General features: G+C 46.6%; 17 protein-coding genes. 12 read left to right on the plus strand and 5 right to left on the minus strand.

Going from position 1 to position 22,297, the window contains the following annotated elements; all coding sequences use genetic code 11:
• The first annotated feature begins 2 nt into the window (after positions 1–2).
• Complete coding sequence (locus tag KAH81_05985; GenBank protein ID MCK5833204.1) at positions 3–158, plus strand: hypothetical protein; 156 nt, start codon at positions 3–5, stop codon at positions 156–158.
• Between the two features lie 155 nt (positions 159–313).
• On the opposite strand, the gene KAH81_05990 is transcribed toward KAH81_05985, so the two are convergent.
• The 5 genes from KAH81_05990 to KAH81_06010 are packed head-to-tail and all read right to left on the minus strand — an operon-like array spanning position 314 to position 6,717.
• Positions 314–1,276, minus strand: coding sequence for a GNAT family N-acetyltransferase (locus tag KAH81_05990; protein MCK5833205.1), 963 nt, complete (start codon positions 1,274–1,276; stop codon positions 314–316).
• Positions 1,273–3,531, minus strand: coding sequence for a hypothetical protein (locus KAH81_05995; GenBank protein ID MCK5833206.1), 2,259 nt, complete (start codon positions 3,529–3,531; stop codon positions 1,273–1,275). Before KAH81_05995 ends, KAH81_05990 begins: the two co-directional genes overlap by 4 nt.
• Entirely contained in the window at positions 3,528–5,015 is a 1,488-nt protein-coding gene (gene lnt, locus KAH81_06000) for an apolipoprotein N-acyltransferase (protein ID MCK5833207.1), read from the minus strand. The genes KAH81_05995 and lnt overlap by 4 nt, the downstream gene beginning before the upstream one ends.
• On the minus strand, positions 5,012–6,055 hold the full coding sequence (locus KAH81_06005) for a phosphoribosylformylglycinamidine cyclo-ligase (GenBank protein MCK5833208.1): 1,044 nt from the start codon (positions 6,053–6,055) through the stop codon (positions 5,012–5,014). The genes lnt and KAH81_06005 overlap by 4 nt, the downstream gene beginning before the upstream one ends.
• Positions 6,052–6,717 carry an HD domain-containing protein gene (locus tag KAH81_06010; protein MCK5833209.1) on the minus strand — a complete coding sequence of 222 codons (666 nt, stop codon included), beginning with the start codon at positions 6,715–6,717 and terminating at the stop codon, positions 6,052–6,054. The genes KAH81_06005 and KAH81_06010 overlap by 4 nt, the downstream gene beginning before the upstream one ends.
• Positions 6,718–6,928: 211 nt before the next feature.
• On the opposite strand from KAH81_06010, the gene KAH81_06015 reads away from it, so the two are divergent.
• The 11 genes from KAH81_06015 (at position 6,929) to KAH81_06065 (ending at position 22,293) form a co-directional block, all read left to right on the plus strand.
• A complete protein-coding gene (locus KAH81_06015; GenBank protein ID MCK5833210.1) occupies positions 6,929–10,588 on the plus strand; it encodes a T9SS type A sorting domain-containing protein in 3,660 nt (1,219 codons plus the stop codon).
• 215 nt (positions 10,589–10,803) lie between these two features.
• On the plus strand, positions 10,804–14,886 hold the full coding sequence (locus KAH81_06020; protein MCK5833211.1) for an Ig-like domain-containing protein: 4,083 nt from the start codon (positions 10,804–10,806) through the stop codon (positions 14,884–14,886).
• 134 nt (positions 14,887–15,020) lie between these two features.
• A complete protein-coding gene (locus KAH81_06025) occupies positions 15,021–15,590 on the plus strand; it encodes an aminoacyl-tRNA hydrolase (protein MCK5833212.1) in 570 nt (189 codons plus the stop codon).
• 27 nt (positions 15,591–15,617) lie between these two features.
• Positions 15,618–17,642, plus strand: a complete 2,025-nt coding sequence (locus tag KAH81_06030; protein MCK5833213.1) for a sodium-translocating pyrophosphatase — start codon at positions 15,618–15,620, stop codon at positions 17,640–17,642.
• A 185-nt stretch (positions 17,643–17,827) separates the two neighbouring features.
• On the plus strand, positions 17,828–18,166 hold the full coding sequence (gene rpsF, locus KAH81_06035; protein MCK5833214.1) for a 30S ribosomal protein S6: 339 nt from the start codon (positions 17,828–17,830) through the stop codon (positions 18,164–18,166).
• A complete protein-coding gene (locus KAH81_06040; protein ID MCK5833215.1) occupies positions 18,153–18,407 on the plus strand; it encodes a 30S ribosomal protein S18 in 255 nt (84 codons plus the stop codon). The genes rpsF and KAH81_06040 overlap by 14 nt, the downstream gene beginning before the upstream one ends.
• 9 nt (positions 18,408–18,416) lie before the next feature.
• A complete protein-coding gene (gene rplI, locus KAH81_06045; protein ID MCK5833216.1) occupies positions 18,417–18,860 on the plus strand; it encodes a 50S ribosomal protein L9 in 444 nt (147 codons plus the stop codon).
• 7 nt (positions 18,861–18,867) lie between these two features.
• On the plus strand, positions 18,868–19,545 hold the full coding sequence (locus tag KAH81_06050; GenBank protein MCK5833217.1) for a DUF3307 domain-containing protein: 678 nt from the start codon (positions 18,868–18,870) through the stop codon (positions 19,543–19,545).
• Positions 19,542–20,006, plus strand: coding sequence for a bifunctional nuclease family protein (locus KAH81_06055; GenBank protein ID MCK5833218.1), 465 nt, complete (start codon positions 19,542–19,544; stop codon positions 20,004–20,006). The genes KAH81_06050 and KAH81_06055 overlap by 4 nt, the downstream gene beginning before the upstream one ends.
• Positions 20,007–20,507: a gamma carbonic anhydrase family protein gene (locus KAH81_06060; GenBank protein MCK5833219.1), complete on the plus strand. Its 501-nt coding sequence runs from the start codon at positions 20,007–20,009 to the stop codon at positions 20,505–20,507.
• Positions 20,479–22,293, plus strand: coding sequence for an ABC transporter substrate-binding protein (locus KAH81_06065; GenBank protein ID MCK5833220.1), 1,815 nt, complete (start codon positions 20,479–20,481; stop codon positions 22,291–22,293). The genes KAH81_06060 and KAH81_06065 overlap by 29 nt, the downstream gene beginning before the upstream one ends.
• Positions 22,294–22,297: the final 4 nt, after the last annotated feature.

Consider the following 22,297-nt stretch of genomic DNA (forward strand, 5'->3'; position numbering starts at 1 on the left):
ACTTGAACGATAAAGAAATACGCGCGGAAAAAGAAAAAACGCTGGCGCGAGCGGTGAAGGGCGGCTCAGGGGGATTTTTGCGCAAGATAATCGAAGTGTTAGCACAAAGTCGCGGAATAGCAAAAATCGTGACAGCGTTGCGTGGAAAAAGCAAATAGAAAAAGTGGTCTGCAAAAAACTCTTGATACCACTCTAAAGCGGAGCAATTAAACAAAGAAAAGAGGTTCTCGCTAATAGCAAAAAGTTGATTCTTCGGATTTGATATATGTTATTTAAGCTGAAGACAAAACAAGCAGTATATGCCGCCCTTATTTCAAAAAACCAGACGCAGCGTGTCTCTAAAAATGCCCTTCGCTCCAAAGCCCTCTTTAAAATGGGCGAGGCCGAAATTTGCCTCCATATTCAGGGTGTAAGTTCCAAAATCGAACCACTCGAAACCACGCTCAATGCACCAACAGAATATCTCCCAAAATAGCAGATTCAGCGGCCTATATTTTTGCGCCGATTCGAGATGGCTAATATAAAACGCAATAACAGCACGCTCGTTAACTTCCCACAGATTTACACCAGCTACAGGGATACCTTCAACAAAGGCGGTCATCTGGTGGATTTTATCGGGAAAACGACTTTTCAGGTCGAGGAGTTCTTCGAGAGAATGTGTGGGTCTAACATTGTGACGGGCGCCGAGGTTGGCTTCGAGAATCGAGTAAAAAGGCGGGATATCGGCATCGAGATCGACAGTCACTCCAAGCTTCTCGGCTTTACGGGTAGAGGTCCGAGCCTCGGGGCGGAAACGCGCAAAGGAGGCATCCTTTGATGGGCCAAGACGAAGCACGGCAGTTAACTCACGCTTCACAAAAAAAGCGCCTTTCTTCATTAAAGCAAAATCCACATGCTCCTCGGGCATTGCGTGATAAATGGTGGGAACGCGGGTGAATTCAACGCCCTCATATCCCTTGCGCTTTGCCCAATCTAACCATAAATCTACCATGCGATGCGCGGCTTTGACTCCAACACTCGGAAGAACCGCTATCCCTCCAAAACTGGCGCCGGGGTGGCTCACATGGATAAGTTTGCCATCACGGACACGGTCGGCGGCGGGTAACACGCCGAGCCACTTCCCGCGATCCTCGAAAATGAGATGTTTCGCTGGAAACCTGTCAGCGGGATGGTATTCGAGGAATTGCTGCAAATGATACATTGTACCGTTGTTCGTTCTCGGAACAAAATTCTCCCATTTTTCGCGTAATTGGGGAATATATTCAATAATTTTCATAAATTTGACCTCAATAACGCAATTTTCCCACGCGCAGTACCGCGTGAAGAAGGTGCTGCCAGGATGTATATCCCGCTTGCGACCGGTTTGCCGGCATCGTTTCTGCCATTCCACTCGATGGCAGCTGTGGGTCCTTTATCCAAACTCGAAAGAGTCCTCACCAACAAGCCTTCGGAGGAATATATATGTAAATCGGCATCTGACGGGACCCCTGATATAGTTGCCATGTTCGTTGCAGAACCATCCCAAACAAAGGGATTGGGAAATGCGAGTAAATCCTTAAGCTCGCCATCCTCGCCTCCGAAACCAGTAGATAAAACTCCAATCGCCCCCTCCCCTAAAAACCATACATCACCATTCGAGGGATTGACTTTCACAGAATAAAGATAGTCGGTCGGAAGGTCTGTCATTTCCTCGAAATCAGCGTTGTTGCTGGCTCGGGATTTAATTGCATGCCATGTGGTGTCTGAATTCCGATACATAGCCGCACCATCGTCAGTGGCTATCCATACATTGTTCCAGGGATCGATATCCACATCGGCGACTCCGAGAGAGACATGTTCAGGGAGAAAACCGTTAATCACTGTTCCAAGAGAAGGATCGATGTTCGCAACGCCACCATCGGCGGCAACCCATGCTTTTCCATTATCCTCGAGAGCGATTTGATAAACCGAAGAACTCGGCAAGTAATTTGAATACACGTAAATATTATCGTCGGCGGTGTTCCCAATATCTGGACCGAGGGATATTTCCGCAATACCCTCATCTTTAAGAACAAGCCAAACTCGTGTCTCATCTACAGCAATCCCGTGAATATTGTTCGTCGAGATGCCGGAAGAACCGCTATAATACGAGACTATCGGTGCGTCGAGACCAATATTGGGATCGAAGGCAGCAACAGCGAGACCATTCGAAGCAGCGTAATTTGTTACCCACAACAAAGACCGATAAGGGTCATAGGTCAAAGCCCTACAAACCACAACATCAGGCGCGCCGGCAATACCTCTAAGAACGCTGTTTGTTTCGTTGAACACCTGCCAATTCCCATTATTATCATAACAAAAAATGCCTTTTCCGTTAGTGCCGATCCAAAGCGCATTATTGCCATCAACAGTTAAAGAATATGAAGAAAACACACCTGTTTCAATAATATCGAGAAGCGAGTCATCGGTCGTAATCGTCCAATCCGTAAAAGCATCCCATTGGTTATTTTGCCAGTGCATTACTCCTAGATTCTTTGCCACAAGCCACACATCGCCATCGGGACCAAAGGTTAAATCAGAATATCCTGTTCCCCACGGCGTATTAGGGTGAATAGCGCGTATTGTATCGTTTTGCAGAACACCAAAACCGACCTCCAACCCGACATAAAGCTCGCCATCTATTGAAGTAGCACCATGGACCGCCCAGTGCTCATCCAAGCGAATTACATCGAAGTTTTCCATCGACCGGCTAATGTAAAGCCCAGAACCTCCAGAGACATAAAAATCATCGTTGTAATAGAAAAAATTATCTATCATTCGATAATTCATATATTCATCTGCTACCGTATCGATAATCTCACCGTTAGTCCAAAATATCGAGGGCTGATCTGCAGCTCGTTCGAGAGCAAACCATGCGCCTCCAGAATCCGCAAAGATTCCTGTAACCGAACGATTGGTGAAAAGGTTTTGCCATTCATCTGGAGTGAATAGGTTGCTTTCGAGATTTCCATATGCGAGGCCGTCTTCAGTTGCGGCCCATATGAGACTGCCTTCCGATGAGACTGCCACAACAGGCAAATTTCTATCGAACTCGCCAAGTTTGGTGTAGTTTTCGGCTATCTCCACAGGATTCGAGCCTGAAAGAATATTGAGCTTAGAAACACCGGAAGTGGTCGCGGTATAAAGATGTTCGCCTATTGAAATTAGGCCATTGCAACTAATATTAGAGCGTTTCAGATCGGAATTGGTTTTAAAGCGAATACCTTCGAGGCACCCTATGGAACCATTTGCACCGGCATAAAACAATCTCCCGTTGTAAAGAGCCAGACCAGTGATATTCAAGTCCCCGAGTCCATCGAGATTGGTAAGTATATCGGATATTCCAGTCGAAGGACTATATCTAACCATACCCCCTTTTGTTCCAACGAAGACCTGTCCATCGAGAGAGGCTATGCAATTGGAGTAATGAGCATCGGCAAAAATTTGCCACGAACCAGCTACCTCTCCAAAAACCATACTTGCTAATAGAATTAAAACAGAAAAATATTTCATACTACTTTAGACAAAAGAGCCATCAATGCCAGAAGAAGCGGAGTAGCAAAAAGACTGCCATAACCTACCCATTCGCCGGTTTTGGTAAAAAAGGTTTTTTTATGCACGATTGGTAATTCCTCGATAAGAACTCCCTTTACATGTAACGGAAGAGAAGATTTGAAGCGCCCATTTTCATCGACGAAGAGAGAGATTCCTGTTTGGGCACAACGTGCAATACCGAGGCGGTTTTCAACGGCACGGAAGCGGGAGAAATTTGCATGTTGATATGGCCCTGGCGTGAAGCCAAACCAGTCATCGTTTGTTATATTGATAAGAAACTGTGCCCCTTCTTTTGCAAAACCCAGAGAGGACCTACTAAACGCGGATTCAAAACAGATGGGAGTGCCAAATTTAAAGCTGTCGAACTGGAAAGTAGTGTATTCTTCTCCGCGCGCGAAGTGGCTTCCGCCGACATCCAAATCTCGAAACACTGGGAAATACTCTTGAAAAGGTATCTGTTCGCTCATAGGCACAAGTTCCATTTTATGGTAGGATTCGCTGACTTTCATTGGCTCGATAAGAACAGAAGCGTTATAATAGTGCGTGCTTCTGCGTCCCGGATCAAAATCGAGTGTGCCGGTGAGTATCGGTGCGCCTGCACGATCCGATGCCTTTTGCAAAAGGCCGACCAGGGCGGGATAGCTTCGGTGATAATGCGCAGTAGCAGTTTCGGGAAGCACAATTAAATCGACCCTTTCGGGGAGGGAGTCTATCATGTGCACATAATGATGGATATTAGCCCTACGAAAGCCGGGTTCCCACTTTTGCTCGGCTGAAATATTGCCCTGCATAAGCGCTATCTTTATTGTTTCGGATGGCGGTGGTTGTTTGAGTCTATAGAGACCGTAGGCCAGCGGCAGGGCAAAGGTCAATATTAATGCAAGAAGCAAAAGCCCTCGTCTTTTGCGCATGATCGAAAAAGCGAATATCATTGCATTTATGGCGACTATCCAGAAGCTTATTCCGAGGTGTCCGAAAATATCGGCCATCTGTATCAAGACTGTGTAATTGCCCTGAGTGTATGCTAAGTCCATCCATGGAAAACCGAGTCTCCCATAACCACGAATGAATTCCATCGCTACCCATAGTATGGGGGATACGGCCAGAGCAAGGGCTTTGTTTCGGCGCTCAAAAAATGAATAGGCTAACGCAAAAAGTGCATTATACAATGACAATATCGTAACTGCCGCTACCATGCCCGCAAAGGTTGGTAACGCGATCCAGTAAAGTGATAGAATGTTGGATGTGAAACCCCATAGATAGCCGAGAGCAAAGGATGAAAAATATCGTTTGCCGTGCAATACCATAAAAAGGGGAACTAAGCAGAAATAGGACAGAAAGGTGGGAAAAAGCGGTGGTTGTGCCGAAGAGAGTAAAACTCCTCCGGATAGCGCAAGTATCAGGTCTTTCCACCCCGCTGCTGTTCTTGTGGTTTTAGTCAATTTACTCCGTCAATTTTAATCGATCTTTCACCGGAGACAATCTCGCCACAAGACACAGCGAAAATCTCCGAGGATTCGCATAAAGCAAGCGCTTTATTTTGCATATCCGCTGTTAACACTATCACAAACCCGGCACCCATATTGAAAACATCATACATTTCGGAAATAGGCACCTCGCCGGCATGTCTTATAAGTTCGAAGATAGGCGGAATCGATATTTGAGACACATCGACGATGGCCCGGCAGTTTTTCGGCAAAACACGCACGAGGTTTCCGGGGATACCTCCACCGGTGATATGCGCCATCCCGCTTATATTTATCCCTTTATCGATTAAAGATTTAACCGGCTTGAGATAACTGGGATGAACTGCAAGCAGTGCCTCCCCCACAGAAATACCTTTCAAAATATCCGGCCTGTCATCGAGGGCATATGCACTTGAATCGATTAAGATTTTTCGCGCAAGCGAATAACCATTTGTTTGAAGGCCGTTGCTCTGAAGGGCAATAAGCTTATCCCCCGGGCGGATAGCGCTACCATCGACGAGGCTTTGTTTGCTAGCGCTTCCCACAATAAATCCGACAAGATCGAAGTCGCCGGAGGAGTATATTCCGGGCATCTGTGCTGTCTCACCACCGATAAGAGCGAGCCCATTGGCGGAACACGCGATAGAAAGCCCCTCGACTATCTCGGCGATACGCTCTATTGGCAAATCACAATGGCCAATATAATCCAGGAAAAAAAGAGGGGTCGCGTTGAGGGTTAGAAGGTCGTTGACACAGTGGTTTACAAGGTCTTGGCCAACCGTATTATATTTTTTGGAAGCCGTGGCAACCTTGAGTTTTGTTCCAACGCCATCGGCAGAAGACAGAAGTAAATTTTCGGAGCCTTCAGGGAAGCGGAAAATACCTCCGAATGCTCCTATATCAGAAACCACGCCTTTAGTAAAGGTTTTTTTTGCAAGGGCGGCGATTTTTTTCTTTGCATTATCTGCTGCGGTCAGGTCAACGCCTGCGGCTTTGTATAATTCTCCCTTTTTCACGCTAATTTTACTCCATTTATTACAAGTTCAAATTTTGCTCCGAGATATGATGCGGCCATTTTGCACGAGTCCATTCGTTTAAGGAATATTTCGAAATACTCCATTACCGAAGACACTTTAGGATCGATGAGAATCTCGATGCCGATGGTTTTGCCGTCATCTTTTGTATAGAGATCGCTTTTTACTGCGGCGAAATTTACGCGGTCGTGTATGTCGCCGATAACATCACCAGACTCGCGAACGCGAGTAGTGTGGACATCGGATTTATCGGCAAGTATAAGGGCGGCGGATATATCAGACACTGCCTCGCCTTGCCCCTCGTGATGATTGCCTATAGCGGCTATTATTACATGTATTTCGTCGATGGGCATACCAAATCTTAAGAGAACCGGTTTTGCGAGAATAGCGCCGAAGGGTGCATGTTGACGACGGTTAATAACATTGCCAATGTCGTGCAGATGCGCGGCAATAGAGACGAGTTCAACATCGCGCTCTTTTTTTCCAAGGGACATAAGAAGATTGCTCGCCCTGTCGGCCACGACGGAGATATGGCGATTCCCGTGCTCGGTGTAACCTATAGCCTCGAGGTTGCGATCGGCAGCTTGTATAAGGCTTTCGACTTCAGGATCATCTTTGATTTTTTCGAGAGTTACAATATTCATTTATTTCCAATCGGTTGAATTTGAGAATTTAAAAATATGTAGAAAAATATCTACTGTCAAGAGATTTGAAAAGGCAAATAGGATGATATAATATAAATAACGAATCATCTAAAGAATAAATAACCTTGACATTTTAAGATGCAAGATTTAATTTATTAAAGATATATTAGGTACGAATAGCTATAAAAGCAAAACTTGAACAGGAGGAAATATGCGGAACAAAGCTTTATTGTTTGCCGCGTTAGCGATTGCGCTTGCGATCACAGCCTTTGGACAGGAATGGGAGATTCCATTCCAGGTATATACAAACCCCGATTCAGCGAGAGTGCTTGTCGCAAAGACAAGTATTTATGGTTCAGAACTTTACGACTCCACTGTTGTAGTTGGCGTCGATTCGTTTACTATCGATAAAGCTGCTCCACCTGCACCTCCGTCGGGCTTGAGCGTCTTTTTTCCGTTGGACGATCCTACTTATTTTTTCATCGACAGACTTATGATCGACGGTCGTAGTTCCGCCATCGATACCCTGATATGGACAATCCAATGGGGCGGCGCAACTGCTATGGATATAGTTACTGTAGAATGGGATCCTGCCGGTATTCCAGCGGATGCGGAATTACTTATCGACACAACTTTCCTTACTTCGACAGTCGATTGGTCTTCGGCTCAGAACATGTCCTTGGTTTCATCTGTTATGGGCAATGGCATGCTTAACAAGGTTCAGATGCGCTTCACACGCGTTGTTCCCGATGTCGATACTCTTCCACCCTATTTCACGAATTGGAACCCAGCCGATGGCGCGATCGATGTTCCTGAAACTACGACCACGCTCTCTGTGGATATTATCGACGCGATGTCTCCTATCGATGAGAGCAGTATCACACTCGATGTGGCCGGTTTTTCTGTTCCGAGCATGTTCCTCGATATTAGCGATATTTCCGGCGGAAAAAGAGTCACGGCCAGCACTGGCGGTATGATTTCACTCCCGCCCGGTTCGACAATCGTATGCATAGCTTGTGCAGCGGACAGTATTGGGAACGATGCTTGTGATACCGCGAATTTCACTATTCATGACACGGTTACGACAATCTGGTGTGTTGAGGGAACTGTTTCTGTCGGCGGAGAATCTGATCTTTCTGGATCGATTGTTATTGTTGGTGCATATCACGACTCAACGGACGCCTCTGGCTACTATCATGTTTGCGCGCCGGAGAATTCATATATACTGTATGTTCTCAGCTTCGATGGTCGAAATGACTCTCTCGATATAGACCTCGACAGTGACCAGACACATAATTTCAGCTTCCCGGCTATAATAGGCAGCATTTCGGGAACGGTGTTTCTAGATGGAGCCTCTGATCATTCCGGAACGGTAGTTGCCGAGCTCGTCTCCGGTTTTACAACTACCACGGATGTTGCTGGTGATTATATGCTGGATGATTGCGAAATCGGAACTGTAAGAGTAAGTGCTTCCCACTCAGGTTATGAAACAAAGGTCGATACCTTTGATCTAACGAGTGACACAACCGGTATCGATTTCCTTCTTTTCCCGGTAACAATGGACTACGATATTACCGGAACGATAACACTAGAGGGCATGACAATCCATAGTGCGACAAATGTTAACCTCAGCGATGGCCTCTCCTACGATGAGGACCGCACCACCAATGGCGCGGGTTATTTCGCGTTCAACGATGTTCCAGAGGGTGGATACACTCTCACTGCCACACACACGGATTTCGAGAGTTGGGATACTACAATTACTGTGAATTCTGATCTCGATATTAACAGGGAACTCGCGGAAGCACCTTCGGTTTATTACAATCCTCCCAGTAACCTTCAATCGACGACAAGGCCTTGCTGGCCGGGCGCTTTCAATCTGATAACCTGGGATCCGCCAATGATGGCCGACACAGTTAAGCTCGCTCATTGTAGCGCTCGCGGTTATGGTGACACACGCTGGGGCGGCTTCTCTATGTATTACGGCTACGGCTGGGCTGGTGGCGGTTATGCTATGCCCTTTGTCGCGCCTCGTTCCGGCATGACCTTATCCAAAATCCGCATGGCGATGCATCCATCTTCTTATGGCGTTAATTCACTCATCGGGATATGGGAGGAAGACCCTGATTCCGGTGGTCCTGGCGATATTATCTGGAGTTCGACAGTTGCGTTGAACGACACATCCGATGGTTGGGTTTACATAGATGTGCCCGCTGGAATCTTAGTAGGAACTGATTTGTTCTTTGTTGGCTGGAATGATCCCACCGACACGGATGTTCTTTATGTCATGTATGATTATACCTCACCGGATACGCTAGCGTGGGTTCATAACGCTTATGACAGCTCCTGGAGCTGGGAAGGCGATAATGTGAACATGGCCGATGGTGACTTTGCTGTCGAGTGCTATGTTAGTGGTGGTGCGCGTTCGCACGGTGAACTCAGCAATATGGAAATGATTGAAGCGCTTCAAAGCAGTAAAGTAAGCCATCCGGACAGAGCTAAAGCGCTTGCGGATTTCCATCCTAAGTCGCTCGATGGTCCGAATGTCGATCTTTTTTCGGTTACTTCAGTAACACCTAGATTGAGACCCTCGGAGCTTCCGAACGAATACCTTCTTTACCGTCACACTTCTCCGTTCACCGACACAACCGTTGCCGAATTTGTAACTTCCCTACCGGATACCTCACCGTATTATCTAGATATGGACGATATCGATGATGTTACCTATTATTATGGCATAGTTGCAGTTTATCCTACAGGAGTGAGTGAAGTTTCGGTGCTTGGCAAGGGTTACAATCGCAACCCACCGGCGGGAACGAATGTGCTTCTTATCGACTGGTGCGGCGGCCCGCAGCTCGATACGCTCGGTTGGGAATGGGATTCATCCGATTCGCTTGTTGCCCTTCTTGGAAATGCCGGATTCACCGGCGATTCGCTGTTGATCACCGGTGAGCAAGAGAGGCTATATGGCTACTTCTTCACAGAGGACGACACTACTCTCTATGATCTTATTGTAATTACCTGGTCGCCTCTGAGCTCGAGCGGTTGGCTCGGCCCGAGGATGCGCGGCCCCGAATGGCGCAAACTTGACGATTATCTTCGTTGCGGCGGCAATCTTTTCATCGAGGGCGCCGATGCTATGGAGATGCTTTCTGGAGATGGCTACGCAACAAACCAATACGATTCACTTTATTCGCAGTTTGGTGTTAGCTTCCTCGATGGCGGAAGCGCGAGTTTAGATACCGGTAATGTTCGCCAGTTGACCGGCAATCCAACCTTATTCAGTTTAGCGGATACTGTAGATTATTCACTCGCAACCATCTCAGATTTCGGCCTCGATGAATTCGAGCACCAGATGGGAAGCGGCGCAACGACGGTTCTTTGGTCGCAGCTTATTAGCCCGATTCCTCATGCCACCAATGGAAGAGGTGTCTGGATGAACGCGGCGTCCTACAAGACTTACGTGCAAAGCCCGTATTTCGGCGCTGTTATCGACATCCCGACCGTAGGCAGTAACGAGATTTTATTCGACGAGCTGCTCGACGGTTTCGGTGTCAATCCTGCAGTTCCTGAGAAGAAGGCATCGCTCCCCGGCGAGATGACGCTTTACGCGAATGTTCCTAACCCGTTCAACGCGACGACGGAGGTCTTCTTCAACGTCACGAGAACTGGCGAATTCGACCTGTCCATCTTCGATATGATGGGCAAAAAGGTCACCGATCTCGCAACCGGTGTAATGCCCGCAGGAATGCACAGAGTTATCTGGGACGGCAGAGATGCTATTGGCAACGATGCTGAGTCCGGTATTTATTTCTATCGACTTAAGGGCGATGCCGGCGAAATCACTAAGAGAATGATTCTTCTCAAATAGTGCTTTTGAGGGGGGCTTTATGCCCCCCTCTGTATCTAGGGGTGCACGGTTGTGCGCCCCTACGGAATCTAGATATTATTTTTGAAATGTTTTTTTTCGTTTTTGATTTTATGTAGTTCTTTAATTTTGGTTATATGAGAGCTATCTGTTTTTTCGGTTGTATCTCTATAGCTTAAGACATTGTTTGATTTTAAAACCCTTAAGAAGGGGGCAAAATGGGAAATTTGACGAAAGTGATCGCACTCACTATCCTCGTTTTCGGTTTAGCAACATTCGCCGAACCGTGGACGACGACGCTCACTCTCGATGACGGAACCCGCACGCTCGAACTTACCTTTGGGCGTATAGACGGAGCCTTGGATCTTCTAGGAGACGAGGATGTCGTTCTTGCAATTCCGCCACCTTCCGGTTCTTATGCCTGGTTCGAGATTGACGACCCGATTAATCCGTATATCACAATGTTATATACTGATATTCGTCAGGATAATGGGGACAGCGCGCTTTGGGTAACTCACATCTTTTCACTAGAAACCTCTATTTCTGTGGAATGGAATTCGGCTGCTTTGCCAGCTGGTGATTTCTTTATCGGCGCACATTATCCGACCGAGGATGTCGATACATGGGTTAATATGAAGACTATTGACACTCTGGATATTACACCGGGGATAATTCTGGATATAGTCCACCAACCAAGCGGCTATTATCCCGAAGACGAACCTGTTTTCTCTAACTGGTATCCTTACGACGGTGCTACTGGCGTCTCTGTAACCAGCGATATCCGTTTCGATGTTACAGATGTAGGTAGCGGAATCGATCCGTCGAGCATCACCATGGAGGTTCACGGTGTCGAAGTAACGGATGATATTGCACTTACGCCTATAGAAGACGGTTATAGGGTTTCATATGAACCGGATTTACCGCTTCCCGGTGAAAGCTGGATATCGGTTATTGTAACGGCCTCTGATAACGCACATGAACCTCATGTTGCCGATGCCGTTATTGCATATCACACTGGTTATTCAATTTTGCCTGTTCAATGGGAAGTTCCACTCAATGTTTATAACATAGATGGCGAAGATACTCAGTTCGTAGATATTTCTTTCGGTGCGGATCCTTTAGCTACTGCCGGATTCAATATGGGATACGACATGGTTTTCCCGATGGCTCCTCCTTCAGTATTCTATGCTTTTTTTCCGCTCACTGATCCTGATTACTCTCTTTATAGGATGCTTACTCGCGATATTCGCTCTTCGGATTTATTCTTCGATGAGTGGATTGTTTATTTTGGTAACACAGATGATGTATTAGGCATTGTATGGGATGAGGCAGATATTCCAACCGACAAAAACGCCTTTATTGCTATAACATTCCCCTCGATATATCCAACCGATGGCGAATGGCAGGACATGCGCGATATTGATTTTGTCGAGTTTGGTCCCGGACGGCAGGCCTGGGTAAAGGTTCTCAGTCCCAGCGGTGACACTCTTGCACCTCGGGTCGTATATACCGATCCTGCCGACGGTGAAACAGGTGTTGCGGTTTCGTCAGAAATACACGCAAAAATATTGGATATTGGTAGCGGTGTTGATCCTACTTCGATTTGGATGATCGTCGATGGAGTGGATGTTACAATGAGTCTTTTAGTTTCTTCATCGAGCGGAACAACGATGGTTCGCTACATCCCGCCTATGGATTTCGATCCTCTAGAAACGATTGAGGTTACAATTGGCGTCGATGACCTTGCCGATCCTGCCAATCATACGGAATACAATTGGGATTTCGTTACCGGATATTTCCTCACTCCCGAATGGATGGAATCATTATTTGTCTGGACTGACGAGCCGGGAGAGCTTCTCCACCACTTCACGCTTTATTTTGGTGGCGATACGGAAGGAACAGACTTATTTGATTATGGACTCGATCAACAACAACCACCAGCTCCTCCGGGCGATACACCCTATGGTTTTTTCCATATCGATGACCCGCTATGGGGTCAGCTTGCGCGTGACATCCGCGATTCTGAGGATGATGATATCATGTGGGTCGGCATGATGATGCGTATCCCGGTTGATGATGAAATAGACAATTGGATTAGCTGGAATTCCGATTACCTTCCAGAGGACGGTAGCTTCCAATGTGCTTGGTGGCTCACAGGCGACACTGTTTGGCAAAATATGCGCCTCATCAACAGAATCGATATCGAGACACCGGGAGTTCTTTTAATTCACTTCAATAGAGGTGTTCCGCCCACGTATTGCTTAGCCGGCACGGTTTCTACCGCTGATGGCGGTCCAATCGGGGGTGCGACAATTTGGATATCTGAAGAGCTGAACACGACTTCAGATGTCGACGGTTATTATCAAATTTGTGAAATAGAGGGTGGCGAATGGGGAATCTTTACCAGCATCGAAGGATATTATCCAGACAGTGCCTGGTTCACGTTCGCTGATAATATTGAATATAATCCGGTTCTTTTGCCGATGCCACCGCCATTAGCAACGGTTAGCGGTTATATCACCTGTGAAGATGCCGGTTCTTCTGAGGATGCTATGGTTATCCTCGGCTCGGATACAACCTATGCCGATACTGAGGGTTATTACGAATTCCTTGAAATTCCTATGGGTGACTACACCATGCATGTTTCCCTGGAATATTATATTCCGCAAACGCGCGAGATAACTGTCGATGATATTGTCATCGAGGAAGATTTCCTCTTATTGCGTCAAATTGGGAATATTGTGGGTGTGATAACACTTTCTGATGATCCACCGAACCTATCCGGAACGATGGTCGAGCTGACCGGAACGACTTTCGATGCTGTTTATACGAATTCCGACGGCGAGTATCTTATCTCTGATGTGCCCTACGGCGACTACGATATTAGAATTAGCAGAATAAGTTATATCACACTGGATACCAACTTAGCGCATCTCTCTTTAGAAGATACATTGAACGCAGAACTTGAATACGAGTTTATTCTGCCGCCACCTCAAGAGCTCACTGGCAGAGCGACGTATGACACCCGGATTATCCTAAGCTGGGAAGAACCAGAGCCCAGCACTGCAACACTTCAAGGATATAATATCTACCGGCAGATTCCGTTCTCTGACGACTCGATAGTTGGATATGTTCCCGATCCATATACCGAATTTGTGGAATGGGATCTTATAAACTATCTACCTTATACTTATTCGGTCACAGCAGTCTATGACGAGGGAGAAAGTGAACCGGAAGGCCCGACAACAGTCTGGCTTAACCCCGAAACAACCTCCGCAGATATTCTTATATGGGATTACGACAATGGTGCTATGCTTGCAAATCAAGGCGAGACCGACGAAGGCGAATTCCTTCGCCAAAGGGTCGAGTTATGGGGAGACATGGAAGTCGAGGTGACTGGACAGGATGAGAACCTTGGTGACCGCGATCTATTTGCATATCGTGCTATCATCCTAATTACAGGTGTAGATGACGCAACGGATGCTATTCCTAACAATTCGAGTATAAACGCGATATCGCGCTATATTGCTGCGGGTGGCAGAATCTATTGTGAAGGCGCCGACTTTGGATATGATTTTGGCAGAGATGCAAGCCCTCCGAACAGAAAAAAACTTTTCTTGTTCTTTGGTGCTACTTATATTGCCGATGGTTATACCCACGATGATGGCAATGTGATGTCTCTTCTCGGCGAGGACACATCGTTCTTCACTGAGGGAGTTGTTAATATCGGTTATGACTATCAGAGTAATGCTGACCAGCGCATAGATGAGTGGGATACCACCGAAACAGCTGAAGGTGTAACCTGGGCTATGTTCTCACAGTCAGATCCTGCGCCGTTAATGAGCAATCTTCGTATGCTATATCGCGAGATGCATGCATGGAGGTCTGTGCTATCCAGCGTCTATATCGGTGCGATGAACGACGGCCCTGCGCCTTCGGGACGCCAGCATGTGATCGCCGCTATTCTGAACTTCCTTCTCGGAACGGATTACATTTTGGTGCAGGAGTCCAAGGATATATTGCCGGAGAAGCTTGCGCTTTCGGCCAGTCCAAATCCATTTAATGCTGTCTGTAAATTCTCAATCGAGGTTGACGCACCGGGGAATTTGGACCTAAGCATTATCGACATCACCGGAAGACCCGTTGCTAGGCTTTCCGAAGGATGGGCTGCGGCCGGATTCTACAGCACCACCTGGGATGGAACCGATGATTCTGGAGTTACTTCGCCCAGTGGCGTGTATTTTGCAGTGCTCAAGTGCGGAGATAAAGTCGCAAAGACTCGGGTAACTTTGGTTAAGTAGAGATAATGTAATGTTTGTGTCGAGAACGGGCGAGTCGAACTGGCTTGCCCGTTCTGCTTCACAATTTTCGAGAAAGTATCAATAATTGCTTGACATTCACTCAAATCGACATTAATTAGCGGACTACTTTGAATATAAGTTGTATCATAGGTCTCGGCAATCCGGGTAAGCGTTATGTCGATACGCGGCATAACGTTGGCTTCATGGTTTTAGATGAAATCGCGCGGCGTTATTCGAAGAAGTTTTCCGCCGGTAGCGGAGATTATTTCATCGTCGAGGCGTCTCGAAGGTTCCCGGTCGTGCTCATCAAGCCAACCACGTTTATGAACCTTTCGGGTATTGCGGCGAGGCATATTATGAAGAAAAAAGAGCTTGTAGCGGATGAAATCCTCGTCGTCCACGACGATTTAGATTTGCAGTTCGGTCGCTTGAGATTACGAACCGCCGGTTCGTCCGGCGGCCACAACGGGCTGGGGGATATTATTATGCGCCTCGGTGTCGATACGATTCCCCGTCTTAGAATCGGGATTGGAGATAAACCGGAGCGTGTCGAGGGCGCGGATTATGTTCTGAGTAATTTTAACTCGAACGAGAAGAAAGAACTTCCGTTTGTTATAGCAACTGCCGCCGATGCCCTCGAGCTTGCTGTTTCCGAGGATTTCGAAGCGGCAATGAACGAATTTAACAAAAAAAAAGAAATTTAGATTTAGTGCCGAGAAGGAGGTCTAACGATGCTTTACGTGCCGATAATAGGTGTTGTTGGAATTATTGCCGCAGGGATAATTTATCTTTACGTTATTAAACGCCCCCCCGGAAACGATAAGATGATAGAGATCGCCGAGATGATTCATAACGGGGCACTTGTGTTTCTTAAGAGAGAATATTCTACACTTCTCGTTTTCGTAATTGCGGTTTTCGCACTTATCGCCATCTTTCTGAAAAACGAATATGTAGCTAACCTCGGGATTTATACCGCGATAGCTTTCCTCGCCGGCGCCGGATGCAGTATGCTCGCCGGTTTTTTAGGAATGTCCGCCGCGACAAAAGCCAATGTGCGGACCTCGTGGGCCGCTAAATCTTTGGGACAGGGACCCGCGCTTCGCGTGGCGTTTTTCGGCGGAAGTGTCATGGGTTTGTCGGTCGCTTCCCTCGGTCTAATCGGCGTCGGGATTCTGTTTATGATTTTTTCTAAGGATTCCGCCGCATCGGCTATAATTAACGGTTTTGCCATGGGCGCTAGCTCGATCGCGCTTTTCGCGCGTGTCGGCGGAGGGATTTTCACTAAAACCGCCGATATCGGCGCTGACCTAGTCGGCAAGGTCGAGGAGAATATACCCGAAGACGATCCGCGTAATCCGGCAACTATTGCGGATAATGTCGGCGACAATGTCGGCGATGTGGCGGGCATGGGCGCGGATATTTTCGAAAGCTATGTTGGCGCAATAATCGCAACTATTTCAATTGCCGCTACTGCAACACTGACATCTTCCAATCCTGTAGTTAGGGAGATTGTCGGCAATCGCATCGGATACATGGGTTTTCCGCTGACTGTTGTTTCGATTGGGCTGTTGGCGAGTATAATCGGCATCCTTTTTTTAAGAGCATTAGAACGAATCTCGCCGGCATCTGCTTTGCGTTTGACAACATATATTGCTAACATCTTGCTTTTTGGAGGAACCGCGTTGGCGGTGCACCTTCTTCATATTCATTTCAATGTTTTTTGGTCGATGGTTGTAGGTTCGCTGGTGGGAATCTCAATCGGATTAATCGCCGAATACTACACCAGTAAAAAGCCAATCATCAGAATTGCTCAGTCCAGTGAAACAGGCGCAGCTACGAATATTATAAACGGTTTAGCTTATGGCATGGAATCGACCATGCTTCCGATAATCGCCATTTGCATCGCAATTTATGCAAGTTATCATCTTTCAGGGCTTTATGGAATTGGCATTGCTGCAGTCGGGATGTTGGCGACTGTCGGTATTACAATGAGTGTAGATGCATACGGCCCTATCGCCGACAATGCAGGAGGAATCACACAAATGAGCGGCCTTGGGCCAAAGGTTCGCAAGATAACTGACGAACTCGATTCTCTAGGAAATACAACTGCTGCTATGGGCAAGGGTTTCGCCATAGGTAGCGCGGCATTAACAGCTCTCGCCCTATTTTCGGCCTACACCCAAGCGGCAGGCTTATCATCGATAGACATCACAAAGCCGCTTGTCGTTATCGGGTTGCTTTTAGGTGGTGGAATACCTTTTCTTTTCGCCAGTTTGACTCTTAGAAGCGTGGGAAAAGCCGCATTCGAGATGGTTAAAGAGGTTCGCAGGCAATTTAAGGAAATAACCGGGCTTAGAGAGGGCAATGCAAAGCCCGATGTTCGCCGCTGTATAGATATTTCAACACGCGCAGCGCTCAAGGAAATGATAATTCCCGGCTTGATGGCTATTTTGACTCCAGTCATTGCTGGTTTTCTTTTAGGTGCAGAGGCGTTAGGTGGGATGTTGGCCGGTGCCACGCTTTCAGGTGTTTTGCTCGCCCTTTTTATGGCTAATTCCGGGGGTGCCTGGGATAATGCAAAAAAATATATAGAAGCGGGTAACTTTGGAGGCAAAGGCTCTGAAGCCCACGCAGCAGCTGTGGTCGGGGATACGGTCGGAGATCCATTTAAAGACACCTCGGGGCCATCAATGAATATTCTTATCAAGCTTATGAGCGTGGTGAGCCTCGTGCTTGCGCCACTGCTTTTAAGATAATTACGCTTTCATATAAATTCGGTTTGGACTCCGCTCCCCCGATATTTAGTGATAGCGAAATATTGCTTCGGAAAACACTTGTAAAATATTTTTTAATATTTATACTTGGGTTTTTGTAAAATCAAATGGACGGTATGGAACTCCCCATGCCCCATCTACGGGTGGTCCAAGTTCAAAGGAGACAAATGGAGAATCAAAAAACTTACGAGATGGCTACAATCTTCAGGCCAGAACTGGAAGAGACGGGTTTCGACCCGCTCATCGATATTGTCGAGAATATTATTCTCTCGGCTGGCGGAGAGATGATCGCCAAGGATATTTGGGGTATGCGAGAATTAGCCTATACCATCAAAAAAATAACGAGCGGGTATTACGTTTTCTACTATTTCAACGCAGAACCGGCCGCTCCTCACAAGATCCGCGACGCCATTATGTTGAATGAAAATATTCTTCGACACATGATCGTCGTCAGCGAATACATGCCGGAACATCTCAAGAAAGGAGACGGCGATGGGGAAGCGTAAACCTAGAAGAACGATGAGATTCACGGTGCGCAGGAGAACATGTCTATTCTGCGATGAACCAGATATCATCATTGATTACAAGAACACGGATATTATCAAGAAGTATCTTTCTGACCGCGGAAAGATTGTTGCTCGCAGGGTCAATGGAAACTGCGCTAAACATCAACGCCAACTTGCAAGAGTGATCAAAAGGGCGCGCTTTATTGCGCTTGCACCCTTTAAGATCGACATATACCGGTAGGAGGCAATAATGAAAGTTATTCTCACTGAAGATGTCAGAAGCCTCGGAAATGCCGGCGATGTCGTCAATGTTGCCGATGGTTATGCCCGCAATTTTCTGATTCCAAAAAATTTAGTGGTTTCGGCTACTAAGAACAATCTCACTAAAGTCGAGCATATAAAAACTGCTCGTTCTAATCGTGAAGTAAAACGCAAACGCACGCTTTCTTTGCTTGCGGAGAAACTCGATGGTTTTAGCGTAGATATTCCTGTTCAAGTCGGTGAAGACGACCGAGTTTTCGGTGCGGTTACCACCCTCATGATCGCTGATGCCTTACGGGCTAAGGGATTTAATATCGAGCGCAAAACGATACAGCTAGAAGATCCAATTAAGCAACTCGGCGTATATAATGTCGAGGTTAAGTTGCATGCAGAGGTTCGCCCACAGATACGGGTTTGGGTAGTCAGCGCCTAATGACTATATGAATAACCCGTTATTCTGGAGGTTATTTCTAGCCCACGTGGCCGCAGACTTCGCCCTCCAGCCCGACGCACTTATTAAGGCCAAGCGGAAGGTTTGGGGGATAGTGATTCACGCCTGCATTTTCGCCTTGGCGATGGCTATAACGATGCGGGATTATTTAGACTCACGCTCGATTCTTATTGCTTTATTATCGCTTGCGGTTTTTCATTTCGCTGTGGATCTGGGCAAGAAAAAACTCCAGCAACTTATGGGAAGAGAGTCATTGTGGCTACTCTTAGGAGATCAAGCGCTTCATGTTGCCTCGGTTTTGCTCGTTTCGTATATTTTCCGATTTCGGGTGATAACTGATCAGTCGGCCTTTGCGCCTTTATCTCTTGCTATAATAGCAGTTTGGGCCGGAGTAATAATTTTCGAAACAGCTAAAGCAGAGATTACTGGAAGCTATTTAAAGCCTTTTTCAACACTCGGTTCGCAAAGAGGTAATTTAACGCTAGTAGAAAGCGGTGTTCTTTTTGCCATAGGGCTTCAGACCGGATGGTTCTTGCTTGGTTTGCTCGTTCTTATCCCGCGTATCGTTGGCTGGTTCAAAGGCAAAAAGGTTGGTGTGATACCTTATTGTTGGGCATTTGCGTTTATTCTAGGCATAATTTCAAGGTTTATGGTGCTTAAAGGATGAAACTTCTCATTATTGACAGCCTTGCAATCGACGCCAAATCTAATGATATGGTAATAGTTTTGCGCGTCGAGGATAACGACGAGATACTACCTATCTGGATAGGCAACATCGAAGCGCTTTCGATAGCACTTTCCTTATCTAATACAAAGCCACTACGCCCACTCTCTCATGACCTTATTGTCAACATCTCGCGCGGTTTTGAGGCGGAGATACAACGTGTTGTCATAACAGCTCTTATCGAAAATACATACTACGCTTTGGTCTATTTCCAAAGGGAAAAGGACCTTATCGTTGTGGATTCGCGTCCGTCTGATGCTATAGCACTTGCATTGAGAGTGGGTGCACCTATCTTTTTAAAGGATGAAATCCCCACAGTCAGTGCCGATTTGGAAAATGAAGAGAGGCGTAAACTCGAGCTTCGATTAAAGCGAATAGATCCTAAGCAAATCGTAGGAGGGTAGATGATCAAGGAGTTTGAAGGGAAAAAGCCGGACTTCGAAAATAGCGCTTTCCTAGCGGAAAATGCCACTTTGATAGGTAATGTTCAGCTTGCCACAGATTCGAGTGTTTGGTTTGGCGCTGTCCTTAGGGCTGATCTTAACTCTATTATTGTCGGGAAGAGATCGAACATTCAGGACTTATGTGTTATTCATGTTGATACGGACAAGCCTGTGGTTATCGGTGAGGATGTTACTATCGGCCATTCGGCTACAATTCACGGAAGCACTCTGGAGGACAGATGTCTCATCGGCATGGGAGCTGTGATATTAGATGGTGCAACAATAGGCACAGGCGCTATCGTTGCGGCAAATTCGCTAGTCCCTCCGGGTAGAAAGGTGCCGCCAAAAACCCTTGTTGCAGGAATTCCTGCTAAAACCTTGCGAGAACTTACAGATAAAGATTACGAGGACCTTAAACATCATGCGGAGAGCTATGTCGAACTTGCTAAAAGACATGCATAAGGTTTTTATATTACTTGCGTTAATCTCAACGAGCGCAGTTTTTGGGTGGGTCGATCCTCAATTCGTTGAAGGCTCATTTAAGTCTGCACTCGAAGTATTCCGAGGGGGCGATTATCAATCTTCCCACAAAAAATTTACTTCGCTTTTGATGGATTCCAGAGGCACCGAGCATTATTCGATGACCAAATTTATGGTGGCTTTGAGTTCCTATCGTGATGGCAACTGGGAGGCTTCTGCTCGGGAGTTTGGAGATTATGTTAGGAGTTTTCCTGAATATCCAATCTCAGCAACTGCAAGATTATATCAGGGCAATGCATATTTCTTCATGGATGATTACATCAATGCCACCGAGGTGTATCTTGCCTCAGCGAAATTAGCTGGGGATGATATGCCGAAGGTTGCTGCGAATGCAATGCAATCTTCTTCGAACCTTCTATGGGGTTACCTCACAGATGATCAGATTATGCTTCTTGCTGCACGTCTGGAAGGATCTTCTGGACAAATCGTAGATTTTTATCGCGTTAAGCGTTTCCAATTTAGAGGGGAAAACCGTAGGGCCTTAGAACTATGCAATAGAAGCCTCGAAACTCGTGCGTTTGGAGTTTTTTCTGACAGTCTGAAGGTGCTTGCCAACACACTCAAAAACGCTATATCCGAAAAGATTAATATACTTGTCCTTGCCCCCACTGAAGGGGCTTATGCCGAATATGGCAATAACATTGTCAACGGTGTTAAGATGGCGGTTGACAGGTTCTCGCGGGAAAAACGAATAAATATTGCGGTAATAACCGAGAACACAGCGGCCGATCCGCTGGTCGCGGCTTATGCTTGTAAAACTGCAATCGCTAAGAACTCACCTATCGCCGTTATTGGACCACTTCTTTCTGATGTTGCCGTGCCGGTGGCCATATATTGCGATCACGAGCACGTGCCATTGATACTTCCCACTGCCAGCAAGGATGGTCTCTCGGGTATATCGCCGTTTGTCTTTCAGCTCTCCTCTCCGCCATCTGTCGGAGCGAAGACATTGGCACATTTTGCTTTTGATTCGCTTGCTGTTACTCGTTTTTCGGCCTTGGCGCCGGATGATCCCATTGGCAGAAAAGCCGTTGACCTTTTTGTGAAAGAGGTCGAGGCCCTTAATTGTGAGATGCTAAGTGTGGCCTATTACGCCGAGGGCACCATAGATTTTTCAGAGCATTTACAGGCTATTAAAAAGCCATATTTCGATGAGGCTAAGCGCTTTTTTCCGCATGCCGATACCACGGATACTCGTTTTTATAAACCCAACCATTCCATGCGTAATGAAGAGGAATGGATTGTCGATATTCCCGGATTTTTCGTTCCGGCCTATTATGATGATCTTGTAAATATTATTCCTCAAGTTCCGTTTAATTATATTCGACCAAGATTTCTAGGCGAAAACGGCTGGATAATCGACCAGCTTAAAACGATGAATGGCTCACAGATCGACAGCGCCGTTGTCGTTCCCGATGATTTTTGGGTCGATGAAGGAAGCTCTATATGGACGAGTTTTTCAAAAGAATATAAAAAATCTTTCGGTGTCAATCCGGACAGAATTGCCGCACTTGGATTTGATTCTGCCAAACTCATACTTCGCGGAATCGATAAGGGGCTTATCACACCGGAACAACAGAGGGATTTCCTTTCTGCCACAAACGATTTCTCCGGCACCAGCGGAGATATTAGCTTCGATGAAATGGGCACCAATTTCGATGTTTCATTAGTGCGGTTTAATAGGAATATTCCGGAGAAGATCAGGTGATAGA

The organism is bacterium, assembly GCA_023145965.1.
In the GTDB taxonomy this organism is placed as follows: domain Bacteria; phylum UBP14; class UBA6098; order UBA6098; family UBA6098; genus UBA6098.